This is a genomic window from Pseudomonas silesiensis, from assembly GCF_001661075.1.
In the GTDB taxonomy this organism is placed as follows: Bacteria; Pseudomonadota; Gammaproteobacteria; order Pseudomonadales; family Pseudomonadaceae; genus Aquipseudomonas; species Aquipseudomonas silesiensis.
On the sequence record NZ_CP014870.1, the window covers coordinates 1,793,643 to 1,813,988 of the forward strand.

A 20,346-nucleotide genomic window follows, 5' to 3' on the forward strand; every position below is an offset into this window, starting at 1 on the left:
GAGCGAGGCTTGCCCGCGAAGAGGCCGGGCCTGCCTACACCAGACTCCCACGCACCATCTCCAGAAACGTCGCCACCACCCGCCGCGAACTCTGCTCGCGCAAGCACACCAATGTCTCGGTCAATCGCCGTGTGCAATCGGTAATCGGCAGCGCGCACACCCGCGAATCCGCGCCGAACTCGGCAGCCGATACCACCCCGACGCCAATCCCCACCACCACCGCCTCGCGCGCCGCTTCCCGGCCTTCGACCTGGATCGCCGGGCGGATGCGAAACCCTGCCCGAGCCATTTCCTCCTCCAGGGTCTGGCGCGTCACCGAGCCGATTTCCCGCAGCACCAACGGCGTGTCATCCAGGTCCGCCAGGCAGATGGACTCGCGGTCAGCCCACGGATGACTACGTGAAACGAACGCCACCATCGGGTCATTGCGCAGCGGCAACGAGATCAGCCGCTCGTCGCTGACATCCCGTCCCAACAACGCCAGGTCGGCCTGATAGTTGAACAGGCGAAACAGCGATTCATCGGTATTGCCCGTCTCGATCTTCACGCTGATGCCGGGGTAGCGCTCGCAGAAACGGGCGATCTGGGGCAGCACATGCACCGGCGCATCCACCGCCAGAATCAGGCTGCCGGTCTGCAGCGCCTGGGAGGCCTGCAGCAACTCCTGGGCCTCGGCCTCGATGACAAACAAGCGCTGAGTGACACTCAACAGTCGCTCACCCAGATCGGTCAGGCGCACCGAGCGCTTGTTGCGATGGAACAGCAACACCCCAAAGCGCTCTTCGAGTTTGCGCACTTGGTCGGAAATCGCCGGTTGCGTGAGAAATAGCCGCTCGGCGGCACGGGTGAAGCTTCCGTGAACGGCCACAGCGTGGAAGGCTTTGAGCTGGGCGTGGGAAACCGACATCGAAACCTCCAGTAACAAGCTGAGCTTGTATTGGAAATACGATAAATCGATTTCACTTATTAATCAGTAATTGTTTTTATCGACCTCAGCCCGGTGACTGGTCAGTCGAACAGCTCCGTGGCCATGAGCCTGTGCGTGGGATTGCAGGACTCATCTGACCGGTATCGCCAGAGGGACGCAGCGATATCGCAGTGCTCAACAATAAAAATACAGGCGTTTTCTTTCAATTCTGCCGGCACACTCACACCCTGAGGTCAGAACCACAATGAACAACCCTATCGGCACTATAAAACGTTGGCGCGTGCAAATCTTCGCGATCACCTGGCTCGCTTACGCTGCGTTCTATTTCACCCGTAAAGCCTTTTCCGTGGCCAAACTGGGGATCGCCGAAGACCCCGGCTTCACCCTCGACAAAATGGCCATGGCCAACCTCGACGCCCTCTACCTGGCCGCATACGCCATCGGCCAATTCACCTGGGGCATCCTCGCCGACCGCTTTGGTCCAAGGGTCGTGGTGCTGGGTGGCTTGGTGATTTCCGCCGCCGCGGCACTGGTGATGGGCAGCTTCGCCACCTTGCCGATCTTCGCCACCTGCATGTTGATCCAGGGTCTGGCGCAGTCCACGGGATGGTCGGGGTTGTGCAAGAACATCGGCAGCTTTTTCCCCGCCGAGCAGCGCGGGCGGGTGCTGGGGCTGTGGAGCTCCTGCTACGCCTTCGGCGGCCTGGTGGCCTCGCCGTTCGCCGGCTGGTGGGCCTACACGCTGATTGGTACCTGGCACGCGGCGTTCTTTTCCAGCGCGGCGGTGGTCGGCCTGGTGGCGTTGCTGTTCTTCATTTTCCAGCGCAACAAACCCGAGGACGTCGGCCTGCCGGCGGTGGAGCCCGAGCCCGAATTGACCGCCGACGAGGCTTGCGCGCAAAGCAGGATCAGCGTTCTGGAACCGCTACGGGAAATCCTGCGCAACCGCACGGTGCTGGTGTTGGGGCTGGCCTACTTTCTGCTGAAACCGGCGCGCTATGCGATCCTGCTCTGGGGGCCGGTGATCGTCTTCGAGCAGATGCCCTCGGTGGGCAAGGTCGGCGCGGCGATCATTCCGACCGCGTTCGAACTGGCCGGGTTGCTCGGGCCGATCCTGCTGGGCCTGGCCTCGGACAAACTGTTCGGCGCCCGGCGCATGCCGGCCTGCGTGATCAGTCTACTCGCACTGACCGTGTCCCTGGCGCTGTTCATGGGCGCCTTGCACACCGGTAGTGTGATGCTGGTGGTCGCCCTGTTATTCGTCATGGGCCTGACCTTGTACGGACCGGACTCCATGATCAGCGGCGCGGCCGCCATCGATTTCGGCACCGCCAAGGCGGGCGCGACGGCCGCCGGATTCGTCAACGGCTGCGGCTCGGTCGGGGCGATTCTCGGTGGGTTGCTGCCGGGCTACTTCGATTCCGTGACCGTATTCATTGTATTCGCCGGCTGCGCGATGTTCTCCGCGCTGGTGTTGATCCCGCACTGGAACAGCCGCCCGGTTGTCCTGATGGCCGAAAGCGTAACCGTGCCAAATCGGCCGCTGAGCGTAAAACCCCTGCGTACATAAGGATTGTTCCATGAGACCTTTCTGGCTGAAATCAGGGCGTGAGGTCCGAGCGATTCACCAGCCAGTCAAGCAGCAAGCGGGCGTCGTTGCGTGGTTCACGGCGGCGGGCAGGTTCAGGCGCGTGGACCTGACCCAGGCCGACACACAGCACCGGCCGATCCGGATCGCTGTCGAGAAAACTGATGAACACCTCGCTGCCGGCCTTTGGCAGTCTGCCGGGATCGATCCAGCCGTGGGGCGTTGTCACGGCGAGCGGCAGCCAGAGGCCGACGGATTCCTCCGGATCGGCCTGCGTCGTTGGCCACAGCCTGACCTGGATCCGGCCGCGATCGTCCAGTTCGGGCGGTTGCCCGGTCGGGCCCAGTACTTGGGCTGGTTGATAGCCCGGAATGCCGGGCCTGGGGTGTTTGAACGCCGGGCGAAATTCCGTTGACCAGGGAATGGCGCTGAATTGATTGCTATACATCAGGGCGCCGTCGTTGCCGGCCGCGTTCGACGGCGGTCGCCCCTGGTGGCGGGTCTCGGTGAGCAGCCATTGATCGTTGAAACAGGCGAGCGGATGCTCCGTCACCTGGACGATCCGCGCGCTGTGCAAGGCACCTTGATTGCTGTGGCCATGGATCTGCTGCTGCAGGCATCGCAGGCGCTGCAACTGTCGGCGGCTGCGTTGATCCTCCCCGGCATCAGGCCTGGCCATCCTCGGCGATGGCTTGCCGAAGGCATGGTTGGCCGCGCCATCGCCGGTATCCGGCGCGCCACGGTTGCCGGCATCCCTTGACGGATGCGAGGGCAGGGCGTCGTGGCGCTGATACAACTCACGGATCGCCGGCCGCGCAGTGTCCAGCGGGGCGTCCGCCTGGAAAGGCGTCAGCAGCGGCTCCTGGGGAAAGCTCAGGCTGTCGTCGGCCAACACCAGCACATGCCCCTCACGCTGATGTTCGAAGTGATAGTGAATGCCTTCTTCCTCGCACAGGCGTTGCAGCAACGCCAGGTCGCTCTCCTCGTACTGAATGCAGAACGGCCGCAGGGGATAGTGCCCGCTCGCCAGCTCCAGGCGATAGCTGTCAGCGGGCAGATCATGTTCCTCCAGGAGCTGGCACAGGATCATCGGCACGCTGAGGTCATGGAACACCCGGCGGCGGCAATTGCGATCCAGTGCCTGCAGGTAGGGCACCATCACCATGGTGTAACCGACCCGGTGCGCGCCGCGGTATTCGCGACTGACGCTGTGGAGGATGCCGTGAAAGCCCTGGCCATGCCCCAGGCTGAGAAACAGCGGCTGCTGCAACAACTGGTCGAAGGGCATGGCCGGCGGCAAGCCGATCACCTCGACCTCGAATCGATAGGGCTGGTTGAGGGCTTCATGTCCGCTGAACTGCACCACCAGAAAACTCAAATCGTCCTCGAGCAGTGTCAGGGTGAAGGGGCTTTCGTTGTCGTTGAGCATCGAATGCGCTTCCGCCATGGAATACAGGCGCAGAGGGTACGAAACCACGACCCCTCTTAGTCACCGCAAATCGACGATTCAGAAACGCCCTACAACCAGCGGTGAAGATGTCGATTCATGGCGCCATCGAAGCGGTGGATTTTTTGGTCGATTGCCAACTTTAGGCCGTATAAACTTGCGCAAAGCGTCGGCCAATAGATGTCTCGGCGCCACAGATAAGAGAGTGAGTAATGGGCGCACAGTGGAAGGTTAAACACAAAGAAGCGGCATCCAACGCCAAGGGCAAGATCTTCGGCAAACTGGTGAAAGAAATCACCATTGCCGCGCGTAACGGTGCCGATGTGGCGACCAATGCGCACCTGCGACTGGTGGTCGAGCAGGCGAAAAAGGCGTCGATGCCCCGGGAAACCCTGGAGCGTGCGATCAAGAAAGGTTCGGGCCAGCTGGGCGAAACCGTGCAATACCATCGCGTGACCTACGAAGGGTTCGCCCCGCACCAGGTGCCGCTGATCGTTGAATGCGTGACCGACAACATCAACCGCACCGTCGCTGAAATCCGCGTCGCCTTCCGCAAGGGCCAGCTTGGCGCTTCCGGTTCGGTGGCCTGGGACTTCAACCACGTCGGCATGATCGAGGCGTCCCCGGACAGCCCGGACGCCGATCCGGAAATGGCCGCCATCGAAGCCGGCGCCCAGGATTTCGAGCCGGGTGAAGACGGCGCGACCCTGTTCCTGACCGAGCCTGCGGACCTGGACGCGGTTCAGAAAGCACTGCCGGAACAAGGCTTCACCGTGTTGTCGGCCAAGCTGGGCTACCAGCCGAAGAACCCGGTCAGCGGCCTGAGCGACGAGCAGATGGCCGAAGTCGAGGCGTTCCTCGAAGGCCTGGACAACCATGACGATGTGCAGGATATGTTTGTCGGGTTGGCGGGTTAAACATCAAAAAATCGCAGCCAGCGACAACTCCTACAGGTGTTCACCGAACCCTGTAGGAGCGAGCTTGCTCGCGAAGGACTAAAGAGCGCCGCGTTCAACAGGAACGGCGCGTTTAGCCAGTAAACACGTGTCATCGTTAACGACCATCGTCGGAACGCCGCCCGCAATCACACCGAAAAATACAGATCAGTCCACACCCCTCAGTTCCACCAACTGCCCCGACCGACTCCGCGTTCGCGTCACCAGCTTTTCAACTCCCGCACAATCTCGTCGAACCCAGGTCGCGCCAGCACCTGCGGCTCACAGCAACGCCGCTGCAAATCCCCCAACCGCCCACGCCCCTCATCACTCAACCCGGACTCGATCCGCACCAGCAATTCCCCCAGCAGAATGCCGAACGCCCGCACCTCGATCCGTTGCAATGCACGGCTTTCAACGGTGTCCGCAGTGGCATGAAACGACGCCGCACCAAAATCCCCCAACAGCGAGCCACCTTGCTCATCCCACAGAATATTGTGGCCATACAGGTCACCGTGAGTGATGCCCTGGCGGTGCAGATGTTCCGCCGCCGACGCGATCCCGCTGGCGATCCGCAACGCCACACCCGCGCTGAACCGGGTATCGCTGGCGTAGACGTCCCGGCTGCAGGATTCCAGGCTCGGCAGTCCGGCCAGGTTGCGGTAGACCGGATCGATCAGCTCCATCACCAGCCCGGCCCGCGCTTGCGGATGCCCGACGATCCGCCCTTCGATCCGGATCAGGTTGGGGTGCAGACCTGCGGTGATACAGGCGTTCATCTCATGCAACGGCGAGCCATCGCTGGTCATTTCGCCTTTGTAGAGCTTGACCGCGACCTGGGTCGCGGGTTGGCCCGACCGTTCCCGAGTGGCGCGATGAATCACCCCCGAAGCGCCTTCGCCCAGTTGCTGCTCCAGGCGCAGTGCCGACCAGGGGATGCTCTCGACCGATTCAAGGGCGGCCGCATCGGCTTCGGTCTCCAGCGGGTTACCGGCGTAGGCCAACCAGGCCAGGCTCGGCAGGGTCAGCAACCACTCGGGCAGTTCGGTCAGCCGGTTGGCGGCGATGCGGATCAGCTCGAGTCGATGACACTGACGCAGGCTGTCGGGCAAACGCTGCAAGCGATTGCCGGCCAGCATCAGTTTCTGCAGGTGCGGGCGTTCACCCAACTCCGTCGGCAGTTCGCTGATGTGGTTATCGGTCAGGATCAGCCAACGCAACAGCGGTGGCAGCGCGGCACCTGGCACTGTTGCGATGCGATTGGCCTTGAAGCCGACCATGGTCAGCGCGGCACATTGACCGAGGCAGGCGGGGAGTTCGGTGAACCGGTTGTCCGAGCAGAACAGCACCCGCAAACGGCGGAGCCGGTGCAAGTCGTCCGGCAGCCGGGTCAAGGCGTTGCCGCTGAGGTTGAGCACCTCCAGGGTGTCCGCCAGATCGAAGATCTCCCGGGGAAACTCCGTCAGGCCACAGGCAAGATCGAGGCGGGTGATGCCTGACAGTTGGCCGGCGCGCAATTGGGCAAGGGTGTCCATGAACAGATTCGCTATTGATCGAGGGGGAGGGCGCGGTGCCCTGGGAATGGGCGACATGATAACGGCAAAGGTGTGGTGACTGTCAGGCCGCCATCGCTGCGGTGCGGCGATCCGACAAGCCCGCTTGTATGCTAGGACTTGAAGGGAGGAGAAGGGACAAAGCCCGATTCTGACTGTTGACGCAGTACAGATCCGTGGGAGATTTCGCCCCTCCTCCTTTCACTCAAGCGCCGATAAAGAATGCATCAGGCTAAGACCGACGATAGGAACAAGCCTGCGCCCCTGGGTGAGCCCTTCAAGTGTTCAAAACCATATCTCGGGGGAATTTCAATGGCAATGCCAGTTTCTGTCCTGATGCCAATCGTTGGCGTCGATGTCGCCAAGAATGAGTTGGTGATCTTTCAAGCTGAGCTGGATCTGCTTGAGACGATTCCCAACAACAAGACGGCGATCAAGCAATGGCTGAAGGGCTTGCCAGGGGCTGTCGAAGTCGCCATTGAGTCCACCAATATCTATCACTTAGAGTTTGCCGATCTGGCCCATGAGGCCGGCTGCACGATCTACATGGTGGATGGCTATGAGCTGAGCCATTACCGCAAAGGCGTGAAAATTCGTGCGAAGACCGATGCGCTGGATGCCAAATTGCTCGCTCGCTACCTGAAGAACGAACACGAAGAGTTGCATCCATGGATCCCGCCTTCCCCCCTGTATCGCAGGCTTTTGAGTCTTTTTCGCCGTCGTTCTGCATTGGTTCAGGCCCGAGTTGGCTTGGTGCAAAGCTGGTCGAATGAACCGCTCCTCAAAACAGCCTTTGCCGCGCAAGTAGCATCAATGCAGAAGCTTGAGGTGCTGGTTGAAAAGATGATCAATGATCACTTGAAAGAGGCTGGCTTACTCGCTCAGTTAAAGCGCTGCATGAAAGTTGAAGGGATCGGATTTCTGACGGGCGCTCGCCTGATCGCGGCATTTCAACGAGGCGACTTCAGAAACGCGGACGCATTCATCGCTTTTCTAGGAATGGATTTGCGAGTCTCGAAATCAGGACAGAAAGACGGTCGAAGGAGCTTGACCAAACGTGGAGATCCCGAGGCACGCCGACTTCTGCACAACGCGGCCATGTCGGCCAGCCGTACGTCAACCTGGAACGGGTTTTACCAGGAGCAAAGGGATCGAGGATTCAGTACCACGCAAGCGCTGGTGATACTGGCTCGCAAACTCGCTCGAATCGTATTCGCCCTGCTGAAAGGGCAGAGCGAATACCAACCGAAAGCAGGTTGAGGCTTCCCCTCAACCATAGAATCTCCCACAGTGATGGGAGGTGGCACACAGATAGGTGAACGACGACGCCCACTGTGGGAGCGGGCTTGCCCGCGAAGAGGCCGGCAGCCACACCGCAAAACACTGATCAGCCCACCCCCCTGACTTCCACCAACTGCCCCAACCGGCTCCGCGTCCGCGCCAGGTCAATCGCATCGCCCCCCAGGCTTTCCCGCAACGACCGCTGTCCCAGCAGCACCAGATGCTTGTCCTGATCGTACAAAACATCGACCAGATTGATAAACCGCTGCTGGGCCGCAATTGAACACTCAGCCAGACTGGGCAGTTCATCGATGACCCAGTGATCGAATCGCCGGCACAGCTCCAGGTAATCCATGACCGCCGTGGGGTGGTCGCACAGGTCGCCAAAGGTAAAACCAATGATTCGCCCTTCACAGTATCGGGCCGGCAGATGCCGTGTGCCGACGGGCAGCGCGATGGCCGGAGCGTCCGGCTCGGGCAGGTTCAAGGCCTGGCGTTGCGCCAGCGTGGCCGGCCAGACGTAATGGCCCTGGGTAAACAGTTGCTGGGCGTGGGTTCGCGCCTGACTTCGATAGTCGTGCGGGCCGCCGACCTCCATGACCTGCATCCGCGCGTTGATCAGGTCGATCACCGGTTTGAAGCGCGCATGGTACAGCGGGTTGGGCAGCAAGCCCTCGGGTGGGTAATTGGAGGTGACCATCAGCAGGATGCCCCGGCGGAACAGCGCCTTGAACAGCCGCGCGATGAGCATCGCATCGCCGATGTCGTGAACGTGAAATTCGTCGAAACACAGCACCCGGCAGTCGAGCAACAGCTCATCGAGCGTGGCCGCCAGGGCATCGGGCTGATCGCGATGACTGAACATGCCTTGATGCAGTTGCGCAAAGAACTGATGGAAGTGCAGACGCTGTTTTTCCGCGATCGGCAGGGCCTGGAAAAACCCGTCGAGCAACCAGCTCTTGCCGCGCCCCACAGCACCATGCAGGTACAGCCCGGGCAGGGTGTGCGCCGAGGAACCGAGCAACGTCGTGGCGTGCTGCGCCATGCAGTCGATCACCCGCTGCTGGCTGTGGCTGAGGGTGTAGCCCTGGGCATGCGCCTTGTGGTGAAAGTAGTCGTGGATGACGCGACCGTTCGCGGTTCCGCCGGCAGGCGATGCCTTGCCAAAGAAGCGGCGCAGCGCAGGCCAGCCTGGTTTGAGTCGCGAACGGTTGGGCGGTCGAACGGCCACTGTAATGTCACCCCGTAATGGTCAGGCCAGCTCCCAGAGTTGATGGGGGCGGGCCACAATTTTTGTGCTCGACACACATCCCTTTGTGGGGGCGAGACCGGCTTGCCGGCGAAGTGGCCGGTACATTCAACAAATCGGTCGGCAGTTCTCCTGTAGCAGCTGGCGGAGCCTGCGATCTTTTGATTGTTGGCAATTCGAGTGACCCTCGAAAAATCCGGATCAAAAGAGCGCAGCCTGCGCCAGCTCCTACAGGGACGGTGTCTACCGCTCGATACTGCGATTCCACCGCGCATTCCACGCCGGACGCTGTTCGTTGACCTGATCCCAATCGATCGCAATGGCGGTCGTCAGGTACTGCTTCATGGCCTCGACCTGACCCCGGGTCTTGTCGGTGGTCGGCGTGTTCGGGTTGGACGGAATCTGGTCGCCGTCTTCAAGCGCGGCGGCTTGTGCCTCGGGCGTCAACAGGAACGCTGCAAGCTTCTGCGCCAGTTCCGGCTGGGTGTTATTGGCGATCGCGCATTCGGCGACGTTGAGCACCACCGCGCCTTCCTTGGGTTGCGCATATTCCACCGGCATGCCCTTGAGTTTCAGCGCGGTGACCTGGGTCGGCGTCAGCGGGAACAGCGCCGCTTCGTCGGTCTGGAGCATTTCGGAAATCTTCGCCGAACTTGGAATGTATTCCAGCACGTTGCGCCCGACGGTATTGGGCCAGGCCTTGAAGCCCGGTTCGACGTCGGTTTCGCTGCCGCCCTGGATCCGGTTGAACATCAGGAAGCCATGCAAGCCGAAGGTCGACGACGCCATCGATTGGAATACCAGTTTGTCCTTGAAGCGCGGGTCGGCCATGTCCATCCACGAGGTCGGCGCGTTCCAGCCTTTTTCCTTGAACAACCGCGTGTTGTAGGCCAGCCCGGTAACGCCGAGGCTGACCGCCACGGCCTGCTCCTTGATGCGGCCCTTGGCCGGGATCTGTGCCAGGGTCGGGCTGTCCTCGAGTTTGTCGCACAGGCCCATGGCGATGGCGCGGTACATGATGCCATCGTCGAGGAACATCACGTGCATCTGCGGGTTGCCTTTGCTGGCCTGGACCTTGGCCAGAATATCGGCGGATGTCCCGGGCACGATCACCACTTTGACGTTGTTGGCTTTCTCGAAAACCGGCAGCACCTTGTCGGCGTAAAGCCGCTCCATGGTCCCGCCGTTCATGCCCAGGTAAAGCGTCGGTTCGGCCTGGGCCTGACTGACCGTGAGCAGGGCGCTCATGCAGGACAAACCGAGCAGTGCAGTGCGTTTGAGGTTATTCATTGGCGCGACCTTCCTCTATCAAGCTACGGAGATGGAGTGAAACCGGGTGATGGAAAACGCATCCAGCGACGACTTCGACGCGCCGCTGCAGATGATCTCGGCGAGCGCCTGGCCCACCGCGGGCCCGATCTGGAAGCCCGCACCGGCAAAGCCGAACGCGTGCAACAAACCGGGTTGAGTGCCACTGTGGCCGATCACCGGTTGGCGATCGGGCAGGTAACCTTCAGTGCCGCTCCAGGTGCGAATCGCCTGGGCGCCTTCAAGAAAGGGGTAAAGCTCGACGGCCTGGCGCAGGATCTCGATCACCGCGTTCTGGCCCGGTCGGGCGCGGGCGTGGTCGAGGGCAAAACCCTGGCCGCCGCCCAACACGCAATTGCCCCGCGCGACCTGACGGGCATAGATGCCGCCACCCTCGACCCCGGTGCTGGCATTCATCACCAGCGGCAGCGGCTCGGTGACCAGCATCGCCGGGTGACCCGCCTGCATCGGTACCGCCTCACCGAATTGTTCGGCCAGGCTGCCGGCCCACGCGCCGGCGCAGTTCAGCAGCCAGGGCGCCTGCAGTTCGAGACCGGTGGCGGTGCGGATGCGAAAGCGCCGACCGTCGTGCTCTACGCCAGACACCGCGCATTGTTCAAGGACCTGCGCGCCATGCTGGCGCGCCGCCCGGGCAAACGCCGGGGAAACCAGGCGCGGGTTGGCATGACCGTCATCCGGGCAAAACGAGGCGCCGACAGCCACCTCGCCGACCCACGGAAAACGGGCGTGCAGTTGATCGCGGTCGAGCAGCTGCAAGTCGAGGCCGAAGCCCTGGCTGCTGGCGGCATAGTCGTGCAAGGCCTGCAGGTCGTTGAGGCTGCGGGCCAGTTTCAAGTGGCCGCTGCGTTGATACTCACCGTCGATGCCGATCAGTTGCGGCAGCCGTCCCCATATCTCGTGGGCCCGTTGCGACAGCGGCAGTTGCGACAGCGGCCGACCCTGACGCCGCACGCCGCCGTAGTTCACTCCGCTGGAATGCGAACCGCAAAAATCCCGTTCCAGCAGGGCGACACGACGGCCCGCCTGACTGAGAAAGAGTGCGGCGGAAGCACCGACGATACCGCCACCAATGATCAGCGCATCGACCTCGATCATGATTCCAGCTCCAGGCCGAACGGCAGCGGCTTGATCGGCGCCTGCGCGCGTAATCGGCCGATATCCGGCAGCGCACGCCGGCTCTCACAGGCGATGATTTCCGCGGCGGCGGTGCCACACATGCGGCCCTGGCAGCGGCCCATACCGACCCGGCAGTGCGCCTTGACCCGGTTGATTTCCCAATGCCCTTCGCGCACCACTTCACGGATATCACCGGCGCACACTTCTTCGCAGCGACAAATCATCACGTCATCGGCGACCTCCGCCGCCCAGTGCTCGGGAAACGTGAACGCTCGCTCCAGGCCCTGACGAAAATCACCGATGCGCCTGAGGGCATGTTCCAGTTCAGCGGCCCGCTGGGGCGGGATCAGGTAGCCGATGTCTTCGAGCAAGGCGAGTGCGGCTCGTTCGCCCGCCATTTCCGCCGCGTCGGCGCCCATGATGCCGACGCCGTCACCGGCCAGGTACACCTGGGCGACACTGCTGCGCCCGGCGCTGTCACGCTGGGGCAGCCAGGCGCGATTGAGCGGGTTCCAGGCGAACTCGCAACCAAGCAGATCGGCCAGTTGGGTTTCGCTGCGCAGGCCATGGGCGAAGGCGACGGCGTCGCAATCCAGCGAATGTTCGCCTTTGGCGTCGGACCATTTAAGTGCCTGCACGCGGTGTTCGCCCTCGATGTGTTGCAAGGTGGCGCCCTGATGCACCGGGATGCCATGGGCGGTCAGCCAGGCGCGGTAGTAGATGCCTTTGGCCAGCGTCGACGGTTGCGCCAGCAGGCCCGGCAGGGCACGGGCCTGGGCGCTGAAGGGTGAACTGTCGAGCACCGCGACCACCTTGGCGCCGGCCTTGGCGTATTGATACGCCACCAGGTACAACAACGGGCCGCTGCCGGCGAACACCACCCGTTCACCGATGGCGCAACCCTGGTACTTCAGGGCAATCTGCGCTGCGCCGAGGCTGTACACCCCGGGCAAGGTCCAGCCCGGCACCGGCAGGATCCGGTCGGTGGCACCGGTAGCGACGATGACGCGGGAAAACTCAACCCGCGCAGCCCGGCCTTCATGCAAAGTATCGAGCGCACCGTCCTCGGCGTTCCACACCAGGGTGTCGGGCCGGTAATCGAGCTGCTGGCGCAGCGCATCGATGGTCTGATGCAACGCACTGGCCTTGCGCGCTTCGAAGCCATACAGCTTGACCGGCGAACGCTTGAAATTCACCGGCTGCCGCCGATAAATCTGCCCGCCACCGCGCGCGGCTTCATCCAGCAGCACCGGGCAAACCCCATGGGCCACCAGCGTCTGCGCCGCACGAATCCCGGCCGGCCCGGCACCGACTATGACGACGGCGTTCATACCCACCTCGGCTGTGTTTTCTTGCGGGCCCCATCGCGGGCAAGCCCGCTCCCACATTGGATTAGGGATGACCCCGGTTTTTGTGCACGACACGGAACCCCTGTGGGAGCTGGCTTGTCGGATCGCCGCACCGCAGCGAAAGCGGCCTCCCAGTCGAAACAGACGTTGACTGACCCACCGCCTTCGCTGCGGTGCGGCGATCCGACAAGCCAGCTCCTACAGGGGATACGGTTTCTGCTGGTAGAAAATGTGTTCATAGGGATCGCCCTGGTTCACGGCAAACCTGCTGCCCGGCTTCAAGCAACGTCGAACACGCACGCACCCTTCGGCCATCGCCCAGGCGCACCCAACAGTCCTGGCACGCCCCCATCAGGCAAAAGCCGGCCCGGGGCTCGGCGCTGAAATCGCTGCCGCGCAGGTGCTCGCTGCAGGTCAGCACGGCGGTCAGCACGGTGTCGCCGAGCAGGCCACTGGCCGGTGCGCCGTCGAGGGTAAAGTCCAGGGCCGGGCGGTCGCCTTCGGCCAGTCGTTTCAGCAGAGCCATGGCGCCCTCATTGTTTACCCACCAGGACCCGATCCAGGCCATACACCCGATCGAGCAAAATCATGGTCAACGCAGTCAGCGCGATCACCAGGGCCGACACCGCCGCCATCATCGGATCGATGGATTCGGTGGCGTACACATACATCCGCACCGGCAGGGTTTGCGTGGCCGGCGAGGTGACGAAGATCGACAGGGTGACTTCGTCGAAGCTGTTGATAAACGCCAGCAACCAGCCACCGGCGACCCCCGGCAGAATCATCGGCAAAGTGATTTGCCGAAACAGCGTGAAGCGTCCGGCCCCCAGGGATTGCGCGGCGTGTTCGGCGCTGCGATCCAGGCCGATGGCCGACGCCAGCACCAATCTCAACACGTACGGCGTGATCACCAGCACATGGGCGAAGATCAGCCAGGCGAAGCTGCCGTTGACACCCATCAGGGCAAACAGGCGCAGCAACGCCACCCCCAGCACCAGGTGCGGAATGATGATCGGCGACAGGAACAGACCGTTTAAAAAGTCCCGTCCGGGGAACTCGAAGCGAGTGATCGCCAGCGCCGCCGGCACCGCAATCAGCGTCGCCAGCGTGGCGGCGCTGAAGGCCAGGATCAGGCTGTTGTAGAACGCATCGACAAAGTCGGCGCGCTCGAACACCGCGCGAAACCAGCGCAGGGAAAACTCGGTGGTCGGCAGGCTCAGGGTGTTTTCCGGGGTAAAGGCAACGAGGCACACCACCACCAGCGGCGCCAGCATGAACAGCACCACCAGGGCATGGAACAGCAGGGCGAAAGGACCGTTCTTGGACATGACGAGTTACCCCAATGATTTCTTGTAGCGGCCTTCGATCATCCGGTTCCACGACAGCATGATCAGCAGGTTGAGCAACAGCAGCGCCACCGCGATGGCTGCACCCATCGGCCAGTTGAGTTCCGACAGGTACTGGTCGTAGATCAACGTGGCGACCATCTTCAGCCGGCGTCCGCCGAGCAATCCGGGAATCGCGAATGAGCTGGCCGCCAGACCGAACACGATCAAGGTGCCGGAAAGCACGCCGGGCATGATCTGTGGCAGCACCACTTTGCGGATTACCGTCAGTTGGCTGGCACCGAGGGACAGCGCGGCCTGCTCGGCGGCCGGGTCAAGTTTCTGCAGCGAGGTCCAGACCGGAATGATCATGAACGGCAGCATCACGTGGACCAGCGCGATCACCACTGCGAACGGCGTGTAGAGCAACTTCATCGGCGAGCCACCGAAGGCTTGCAACGTCTGGTTGACCAGGCCGTCGGCACCGAGCAGCAGGCTCCAGCCAAAGGCGCGCACCACCACCGAAATCAGCAGCGGGGTGAGGATCAGGATAAGGAAGATCGAGCGCCACGGTGCGCCCATGCGGCTGAGGATGTAGGCCTCGGGCACGCCGATCACCACGCACAGCAGGGTGGTCAGGGCACTGATCCAGAACGTGCGCAGGAAGATTTCGTAGAAGTACGAGTCGCCCAGCAGGCTGCTGTAGTGGTCGAGGGTGTAGGCGTCACCGTCGATCCCCGAGCTGTAGTCAAAGACGTTGAACGACAGCACCAAAGTCAACAGTAGCGGGATCACCAGCAGGCCGAGGTACAAGGCCAGGGCCGGTGTCGATAGCCAATAACCCTGGCGTCCCTGGCGAATGGCGGTCAGCGTACTCATGCCGGCACCTCGTCGACACTCAGCACCCGCAACAACGCCGCGTCCCAGTCGAGGCCGACCGGCGTGCCCTCGTTCATCGGTGCCGAGCCGTCGTTGCGGCGCACCACGCAGAGTTCGCCGAGGGTCGTCGATACGCCGTACAACCATTGGCTGCCGAGAAAGAAACGGCTAACGATCTGCCCTTGCAGGCGGCCCTGGCCTTTTTCCCGCAGATCGATTTTTTCCGGGCGCAGGCTCAGCGTCAGCTCGCCATCGCCGCGGTTGCAGACTTGAACCACGCCGGTGCTGTCCCGTTCACCCGGCAACAGGTTGGCCTTGCCGACGAAGCCGGAAATGAACTCGGTGCGCGGGTGTTCATAAAGGGTGTAGGGCGCGTCGATCTGGGTGATGCGCCCGGCCTGCATCACCACCACCCGGTCGCTGATGGACAGCGCTTCGGACTGATCGTGGGTGACCATCAGCGTGGTGATCCCGACCTCGCGCTGGATGCGGCGGATCTCGAATTGCATCTCTTCGCGCAGGTTGGCGTCCAGGTTGGACAACGGCTCATCGAGCAGCAGCACCGGCGGCTCGATCACCAGGGCGCGGGCCAGGGCCACACGCTGGCGCTGGCCACCGGACAATTCCCGTGGATAACGCTCGGCGTGCTGGTTCAGCCGCACCAGTTTCAGCACCCGATCCACCCGTTGCTGCAGCTCGGAGTTGGCGACTTTGCGCATGCGCAGGCCGAAGGCGACGTTGTCCTTGACCGTCATGTGCGGGAACAGTGCGTAACTCTGGAACACCACCCCCAGACCCCGGCTGGCGGGTTTGGCATGGGTGATGTCGCGACCGTCCAGCACGATGCGTCCACTGGTGACTTCGACGAAGCCGGCGATCATTTGCAAGGTCGTGGTCTTGCCGCAGCCGGAGGGGCCGAGCAGCGAGACGAACTCGCCTTTCTCGACCGAGAGGTGGGTGGCGACGACGGCGTCGATCTCACCGTAACGTTTGCCGAGTCCTTCAAGTTGCACAAAAGCCATGACTGCGCTCCACCTGAGATTGTTATGCGTCGCCCGAAGGCGCGCTTTTTTGTATGGGCAGATACGAAAAGGTGTTGCTGGGTGCGTTGGCGCTCGACGGGTGTCGGCTGCCGCTGTTGTTCGAATCGCCCCTGTATGGACGCAGAGTAGGACGAAGACTAGGATGGGCTCAATGGCCTATTTCACTGAAGCGATGACTATTTTCAGTTTCATTCGGTGAGCAAATAAATACTCGAGAAAACACATGTCAGATTTCATTGAGCGGAATGAAAGTAAAAATGAAGTCGGCGTCGGCGCGGTGTCTCGCCTGTTTGCCGTGCTGCGCAGCCTGGGCGACACGGTCGAGGGCGGGGAGCGGGTCACGCAACTGGCCCAGCGCGTGGGATTGTCACAACCGACCACGCACCGTTTGCTGCGCAGCCTGATGGAGGAGGGCATGGTCGAGCAGGACGCGCGCAGCAAGCGTTATCGCCTGAGCCTGGAGTTTTTCGCCCTGGCCGCCCGTGCCGGCAACACCGGTAACCTGCGCGAACTGGTGCGTCCGGCATTGCTGCGGTTGTCGGCGTCCCTGGGTGATTCCTTGTTTTTGCTGGCGCGCAGCGGCTTCGATGCGATCTGCCTGGATCGCAGTGAAGGGCCGTTTCCGATCCGCACCTTTACCGGTGACATCGGCGGGCGGGTGGCGCTCGGGGTGGGGCAGGGCAGCCTGGCGATCCTGGCGTTCCTGCCGGAAGAGGAACGCGACACGGTGATTCACTACAACCTGCCGCGGCTCAAGGATTTCCACCTGTATGACGAGGTGTTCCTGCGCGCCGAAGTGGAGAACGTGCGCAAGCTCGGTTACGCCGGGCGCAACACCGGCGTGTTGCAAGGCATGGCCGGGGTCGCCGTGCCGATTCTCGACCGCGAAGGCCGGGCCGTCGCGGCATTGAGCGTGGCCACGGTCAGTGATCGCCTGGGCCCGGATCGCTTGCCCACGGTGGTGGACATGCTCAAGCGCGAAGCAGCGCTGATCGGACCGCGAATCAACCCCTTCGACCCGCTGCTGCGCCGGCCCTCGCAAGTGTTCGGACAGGGCTGAGCCCGGTCCACAATCCACCACATACCCTGTGGGAGGTGACCACACTTTTTGTGCCCGGCGCAGATCCCCTGTGGGAGCGAGCTTGCTCGCGATAGCGGTGGATCAGTCACCATCAATGTTGGATGTACCACCGCCATCGCGGGCAAGCCCGCTCCCACAGTGATAGGGGTTGGCCATAATTGTTGTGCTCGGCGCAGATCCTTTTGTGGGGGTCAGAATTGCACGGTCTGCCTGAGCATCTGCGCCGCCGGCGTATCGCTCGGGCTGACCATCGCATAGTTATACCCACCCCCCGACCAATACTCCGCCTGCAGCTCGCCATCGCTGCGACTGCCTCGAGGCAGCAAGAAGTTTTTCGGCCCCGGTGGCCGCACGTAAAAGCTGATCTTGTGCCCGCCCCGATCCTCATACACCACCATCGCCGCCGGCCCTTGCTCGGTGCTGAGCAAGCGCCCGCTGGCGGGTTTGAAGCCCGCGGCCGAGAGGTCAGGCAAGCGATGGGCCCGGGTGAAATAGCGGTCGAGCCAGCCCTGCATATCGCCGTCGTCACCGGCTTTGTAGTCAGCCGGCAAAATGCCCTGCTGGGCAATCAGGCGATAGGCTTGCAGGGCATCGGTCATCGGCAGCGGGGCGCCGACCAGGGTCATCTCCCGCGCCTGCCAACCGCTGAACCCGCCGACACTGACCGCGATCAGCAACACTGCGGCGCTTGCCAGGTGACGACGGGATTGCCGGGTGCGGCGCTGGCGAAGCAGCGCCGGGTCGAGGTCCGGGTTGGCCGGCTGCTGCAAGGCACCGCTCAGAGCGGCGCGCAATTGTTGGGCGTCCTGCTGCCAGGCCCGTACCCGGGCCGCCACTTCAGGGTTACTGGCCAGAAAGGCCTCCACCTGACGTCGCTCGTCATCGCTCAATTGGTGGTCGACATAGGCGTGCAGGTCCCGCTCGCTTGGGGGCATGCTGATCATTTGAGTCTCCGCAGGGAAGGACGGGCGATTTCGCCATCGCTGAGTTGGCGCAAGGCCTGGCGCGCTCGGGACAGGCGCGACATCACGGTCCCGACGGGGACATCGAGGATCTCGGCGACCTCCTTGTAGCTCAGGCCCTCGACCGAGACCCAGAGCAGCAGCGCGCGTTGTTCGGTGTTGAGCTGATCGAAGGCCTGCAGGGTCGATTGCGCGATCACCGTGCGCTCGACCGAGGGCTGCGCATCATCGCGTCCGGTGAAGAATTCGAGCATTCGCGCGTAACGCCGGGAGCGCCGGTGCGCATCGAGAAACTGCCGGTACAGAATCGAAAACAACCAGGCACGCAGGTCGCCCTCGGGACGTTTGTCGCCCCAACTCGACAGCGCACGCTCCAGGCACGCCTGCACCAGATCGTCCGCGCTGCTGGGATTGCGCGTCAACGACACGGCAAACCGGCGCAATCTGGGGATGATTTCTCTGAGCTGTTCGTCGATATCGTTCATGAAGTTCGCACTAGTCACTACGCTGTGGCTAGGAAGACGCCCGGCACCCGAGGTTATTCCACGTCTGAAAAAATAAACACCGGGCCATGGAATAAACCCGCACCGGGTGCGTCTGCCTGATTCTTCTCACTTGTGGCCGATGGCCCAGGAGTCCTTCATGGTAGATCGCTCATCACCGCCCACCCGGCCCCCCTTGAGTGCCGCGAGCCTGACGTTGCGCCTGGCCGGTATTGCCGTGGTGGTCGCCGCAGTGGCCGGGGCATTTGCCTACGTCAACGGCACCCTCGACCCACAACGGCTGACGCCGAAAAAACTGATCAATGTGCTGGAGACCAACAACGGCGTGCACCCGGGTTTCCGGCGTAACCACTCCAAAGGCGTGTGCGTGATCGGGCACTTCGAGAGCAGCGGCGAGGCGCGTACCTACTCCAGCGCCCAGGTGTTCAATGAGCCGCGAACCCCGGTGGTCGGACGTTTCGCCTTGCCGGCCGGTAACCCCTATGCGCCGGACAACAGCGTGCCGATCCGCAGCCTGGCATTGCGCTTCACCCAGGCCAACGGCCAGCAGTGGCGCACCGGGATGAACAGCATGCCGGTGTTTCCGGTGGGCACGCCCGAGGCGTTCTATCAGCTGCAACAGGCGCAATCGCCGGACCCTGCCACCGGCAAACCCAATCCTGCCGCCGTGCCGGCGTTCTTCGGAGCGCACCCCGAAGCGGCCCCTTTCCTGGCCTGGATCAAAACCGCCAAGCCGTCCGCCAGCTACGTGACCGAAACCTACAACAGCGTCAACGCGTTTTACCTGGTGAACGCCTCCGGACAGCGGCAGGCGGTGCGCTGGAGCATGGTGCCGGTGGCTCAGGATGCGCCAGGCGCCACGGCACCGGAGGGCGGCGATTTCCTCGAGAAAGACCTGGTCCAGCGGATCGCCGCCGGGCCGCTGCGCTGGCAGTTGAACATCACCCTGGCCAACCCCGGCGACCCGGTCAACGACGCCAGCAAGGCCTGGCCCGACGGCCGCAAAGTCGTCAACGCCGGCACCCTGGTGCTCGAAAGCACCCAGCCGCAACTCAATGGCGAATGCCGTGACATCAACTATGACCCGCTGGTATTGCCCGCCGGCATCGAAGGTTCCGACGACCCGCTGCTCGCTGCGCGTTCAGCCGGTTACGCCAAATCCTACCTGCGTCGCACCAGCGAAGTCAGCCAATTGCCCGCCGCCAAACAGGAGGCGCAACAATGAGCGCTCAACCGAACCATTTCGCACCGCTGGCGCGACTGCTGCACTGGCTGATGGCGCTGATGGTCATTGCCATGCTGTTTATCGGCGCAGGCATGGCCGCCTCGGTGTCCGAACGACATGAGTGGCTGATCAATCTGCACAAACCCCTGGGCGTCGCCATTCTGTTGCTGGTGATCGTGCGCATCGGCGTGCGTTTTTCCACGCGACAACCACCGCTGCCGGCGGACCTGCCCGGCTGGCAAGTACTGGCGGCCAAGGCCTCGCACTTGTTGCTGTACGCCTTGATGCTGATCTTGCCGCTGCTGGGCTGGGCGATGATCTCGGCAGCGGGGGATCCGGTGATGCTCAGCAGCTCGGTGCAATTGCCATCGATCGTACCGGCCAATGCGCAGCTGTTTGCGTTCCTGCGCAAGGCGCACGGGTACCTGGCGTATCTGCTGTTTCTGACGGTGTTGTTGCACCTGGCCGCAGCTTTGTTCCACGCCTGGGTACGTCGCGATGATGTGCTGGACAGCATGTTGCGCGGCAAGGATCGCGGCTAAACCCTCACTTT

The 20,346-nt window shown here is 62.7% G+C and carries 19 protein-coding genes; 6 read left to right on the forward strand and 13 right to left on the reverse strand.

Annotation, left to right across the window (positions count from 1 at the left end):
* Positions 1 to 34: 34 nt before the first annotated feature.
* On the reverse strand, positions 35 to 907 hold the full coding sequence (locus tag PMA3_RS08210; protein ID WP_064676686.1) for a LysR family transcriptional regulator: 873 nt from the start codon (positions 905 to 907) through the stop codon (positions 35 to 37).
* Positions 908 to 1,172: 265 nt separating this feature from the next.
* On the opposite strand from PMA3_RS08210, the gene PMA3_RS08215 reads away from it, so the two are divergent.
* Complete coding sequence (locus PMA3_RS08215) at positions 1,173 to 2,498, forward strand: MFS transporter (RefSeq protein WP_064676687.1); 1,326 nt, start codon at positions 1,173 to 1,175, stop codon at positions 2,496 to 2,498.
* 31 nt (positions 2,499 to 2,529) lie between these two features.
* Here PMA3_RS08215 and PMA3_RS08220 read toward each other — a convergent pair whose 3' ends face one another.
* Positions 2,530 to 3,945, reverse strand: a complete 1,416-nt coding sequence (locus tag PMA3_RS08220) for a type VI secretion system Vgr family protein (protein WP_064680637.1) — start codon at positions 3,943 to 3,945, stop codon at positions 2,530 to 2,532.
* Between the two features lie 230 nt (positions 3,946 to 4,175).
* On the opposite strand from PMA3_RS08220, the gene PMA3_RS08225 reads away from it, so the two are divergent.
* Positions 4,176 to 4,880 (forward strand): YebC/PmpR family DNA-binding transcriptional regulator, encoded by a 705-nt coding sequence (locus tag PMA3_RS08225; RefSeq protein WP_064676688.1) that lies wholly within the window; start codon positions 4,176 to 4,178, stop codon positions 4,878 to 4,880.
* A gap of 239 nt (positions 4,881 to 5,119) precedes the next feature.
* On the opposite strand, the gene PMA3_RS08230 is transcribed toward PMA3_RS08225, so the two are convergent.
* Positions 5,120 to 6,433, reverse strand: coding sequence for a leucine-rich repeat-containing protein kinase family protein (locus tag PMA3_RS08230; RefSeq protein ID WP_064676689.1), 1,314 nt, complete (start codon positions 6,431 to 6,433; stop codon positions 5,120 to 5,122).
* A 330-nt stretch (positions 6,434 to 6,763) separates the two neighbouring features.
* Here PMA3_RS08230 and PMA3_RS08235 point away from each other — a divergent pair, with 330 nt between their 5' ends.
* Positions 6,764 to 7,711 carry an IS110 family RNA-guided transposase gene (locus PMA3_RS08235; protein ID WP_064680598.1) on the forward strand — a complete coding sequence of 316 codons (948 nt, stop codon included), beginning with the start codon at positions 6,764 to 6,766 and terminating at the stop codon, positions 7,709 to 7,711.
* A 127-nt stretch (positions 7,712 to 7,838) separates the two neighbouring features.
* Here PMA3_RS08235 and zapE read toward each other — a convergent pair whose 3' ends face one another.
* From zapE to PMA3_RS08275, 8 genes are all read right to left on the reverse strand, one after another.
* Complete coding sequence (gene zapE, locus PMA3_RS08240; RefSeq protein WP_064676690.1) at positions 7,839 to 8,963, reverse strand: cell division protein ZapE; 1,125 nt, start codon at positions 8,961 to 8,963, stop codon at positions 7,839 to 7,841.
* A 261-nt stretch (positions 8,964 to 9,224) separates the two neighbouring features.
* Complete coding sequence (locus PMA3_RS08245) at positions 9,225 to 10,271, reverse strand: ABC transporter substrate-binding protein (RefSeq protein WP_064676691.1); 1,047 nt, start codon at positions 10,269 to 10,271, stop codon at positions 9,225 to 9,227.
* A gap of 18 nt (positions 10,272 to 10,289) precedes the next feature.
* The gene (locus PMA3_RS08250) at positions 10,290 to 11,405 is read right to left on the reverse strand and encodes an NAD(P)/FAD-dependent oxidoreductase (RefSeq protein WP_064676692.1); all 1,116 of its coding nucleotides are present in this window, start codon (positions 11,403 to 11,405) and stop codon (positions 10,290 to 10,292) included.
* The gene (locus PMA3_RS08255; RefSeq protein WP_064676693.1) at positions 11,402 to 12,757 is read right to left on the reverse strand and encodes an FAD/NAD(P)-dependent oxidoreductase; all 1,356 of its coding nucleotides are present in this window, start codon (positions 12,755 to 12,757) and stop codon (positions 11,402 to 11,404) included. Before PMA3_RS08255 ends, PMA3_RS08250 begins: the two co-directional genes overlap by 4 nt.
* A gap of 253 nt (positions 12,758 to 13,010) precedes the next feature.
* Complete coding sequence (locus PMA3_RS08260; RefSeq protein WP_064676694.1) at positions 13,011 to 13,301, reverse strand: (2Fe-2S)-binding protein; 291 nt, start codon at positions 13,299 to 13,301, stop codon at positions 13,011 to 13,013.
* Between the two features lie 7 nt (positions 13,302 to 13,308).
* Positions 13,309 to 14,103 carry an ABC transporter permease gene (locus PMA3_RS08265; protein ID WP_064676695.1) on the reverse strand — a complete coding sequence of 265 codons (795 nt, stop codon included), beginning with the start codon at positions 14,101 to 14,103 and terminating at the stop codon, positions 13,309 to 13,311.
* Positions 14,104 to 14,109: 6 nt separating this feature from the next.
* Positions 14,110 to 14,979, reverse strand: a complete 870-nt coding sequence (locus PMA3_RS08270) for an ABC transporter permease (protein ID WP_064676696.1) — start codon at positions 14,977 to 14,979, stop codon at positions 14,110 to 14,112.
* Positions 14,976 to 16,001, reverse strand: a complete 1,026-nt coding sequence (locus PMA3_RS08275) for an ABC transporter ATP-binding protein (protein ID WP_064676697.1) — start codon at positions 15,999 to 16,001, stop codon at positions 14,976 to 14,978. The genes PMA3_RS08270 and PMA3_RS08275 overlap by 4 nt, the downstream gene beginning before the upstream one ends.
* Positions 16,002 to 16,245: 244 nt before the next feature.
* Here PMA3_RS08275 and PMA3_RS08280 point away from each other — a divergent pair, with 244 nt between their 5' ends.
* Positions 16,246 to 17,082 (forward strand): IclR family transcriptional regulator, encoded by an 837-nt coding sequence (locus PMA3_RS08280; protein WP_064676698.1) that lies wholly within the window; start codon positions 16,246 to 16,248, stop codon positions 17,080 to 17,082.
* A 212-nt stretch (positions 17,083 to 17,294) separates the two neighbouring features.
* Here PMA3_RS08280 and PMA3_RS08285 read toward each other — a convergent pair whose 3' ends face one another.
* A complete protein-coding gene (locus PMA3_RS08285; protein ID WP_064676699.1) occupies positions 17,295 to 18,047 on the reverse strand; it encodes an anti-sigma factor family protein in 753 nt (250 codons plus the stop codon).
* Positions 18,044 to 18,550: an RNA polymerase sigma factor gene (locus PMA3_RS08290; RefSeq protein WP_064676700.1), complete on the reverse strand. Its 507-nt coding sequence runs from the start codon at positions 18,548 to 18,550 to the stop codon at positions 18,044 to 18,046. The genes PMA3_RS08285 and PMA3_RS08290 overlap by 4 nt, the downstream gene beginning before the upstream one ends.
* A 157-nt stretch (positions 18,551 to 18,707) precedes the next feature.
* On the opposite strand from PMA3_RS08290, the gene PMA3_RS08295 reads away from it, so the two are divergent.
* Together PMA3_RS08295 and PMA3_RS08300 are read left to right on the forward strand one after the other, a co-directional pair.
* Complete coding sequence (locus tag PMA3_RS08295) at positions 18,708 to 19,793, forward strand: catalase family peroxidase (protein WP_064676701.1); 1,086 nt, start codon at positions 18,708 to 18,710, stop codon at positions 19,791 to 19,793.
* Positions 19,790 to 20,335: a cytochrome b gene (locus PMA3_RS08300; protein ID WP_064676702.1), complete on the forward strand. Its 546-nt coding sequence runs from the start codon at positions 19,790 to 19,792 to the stop codon at positions 20,333 to 20,335. The genes PMA3_RS08295 and PMA3_RS08300 overlap by 4 nt, the downstream gene beginning before the upstream one ends.
* Positions 20,336 to 20,346: the final 11 nt, after the last annotated feature.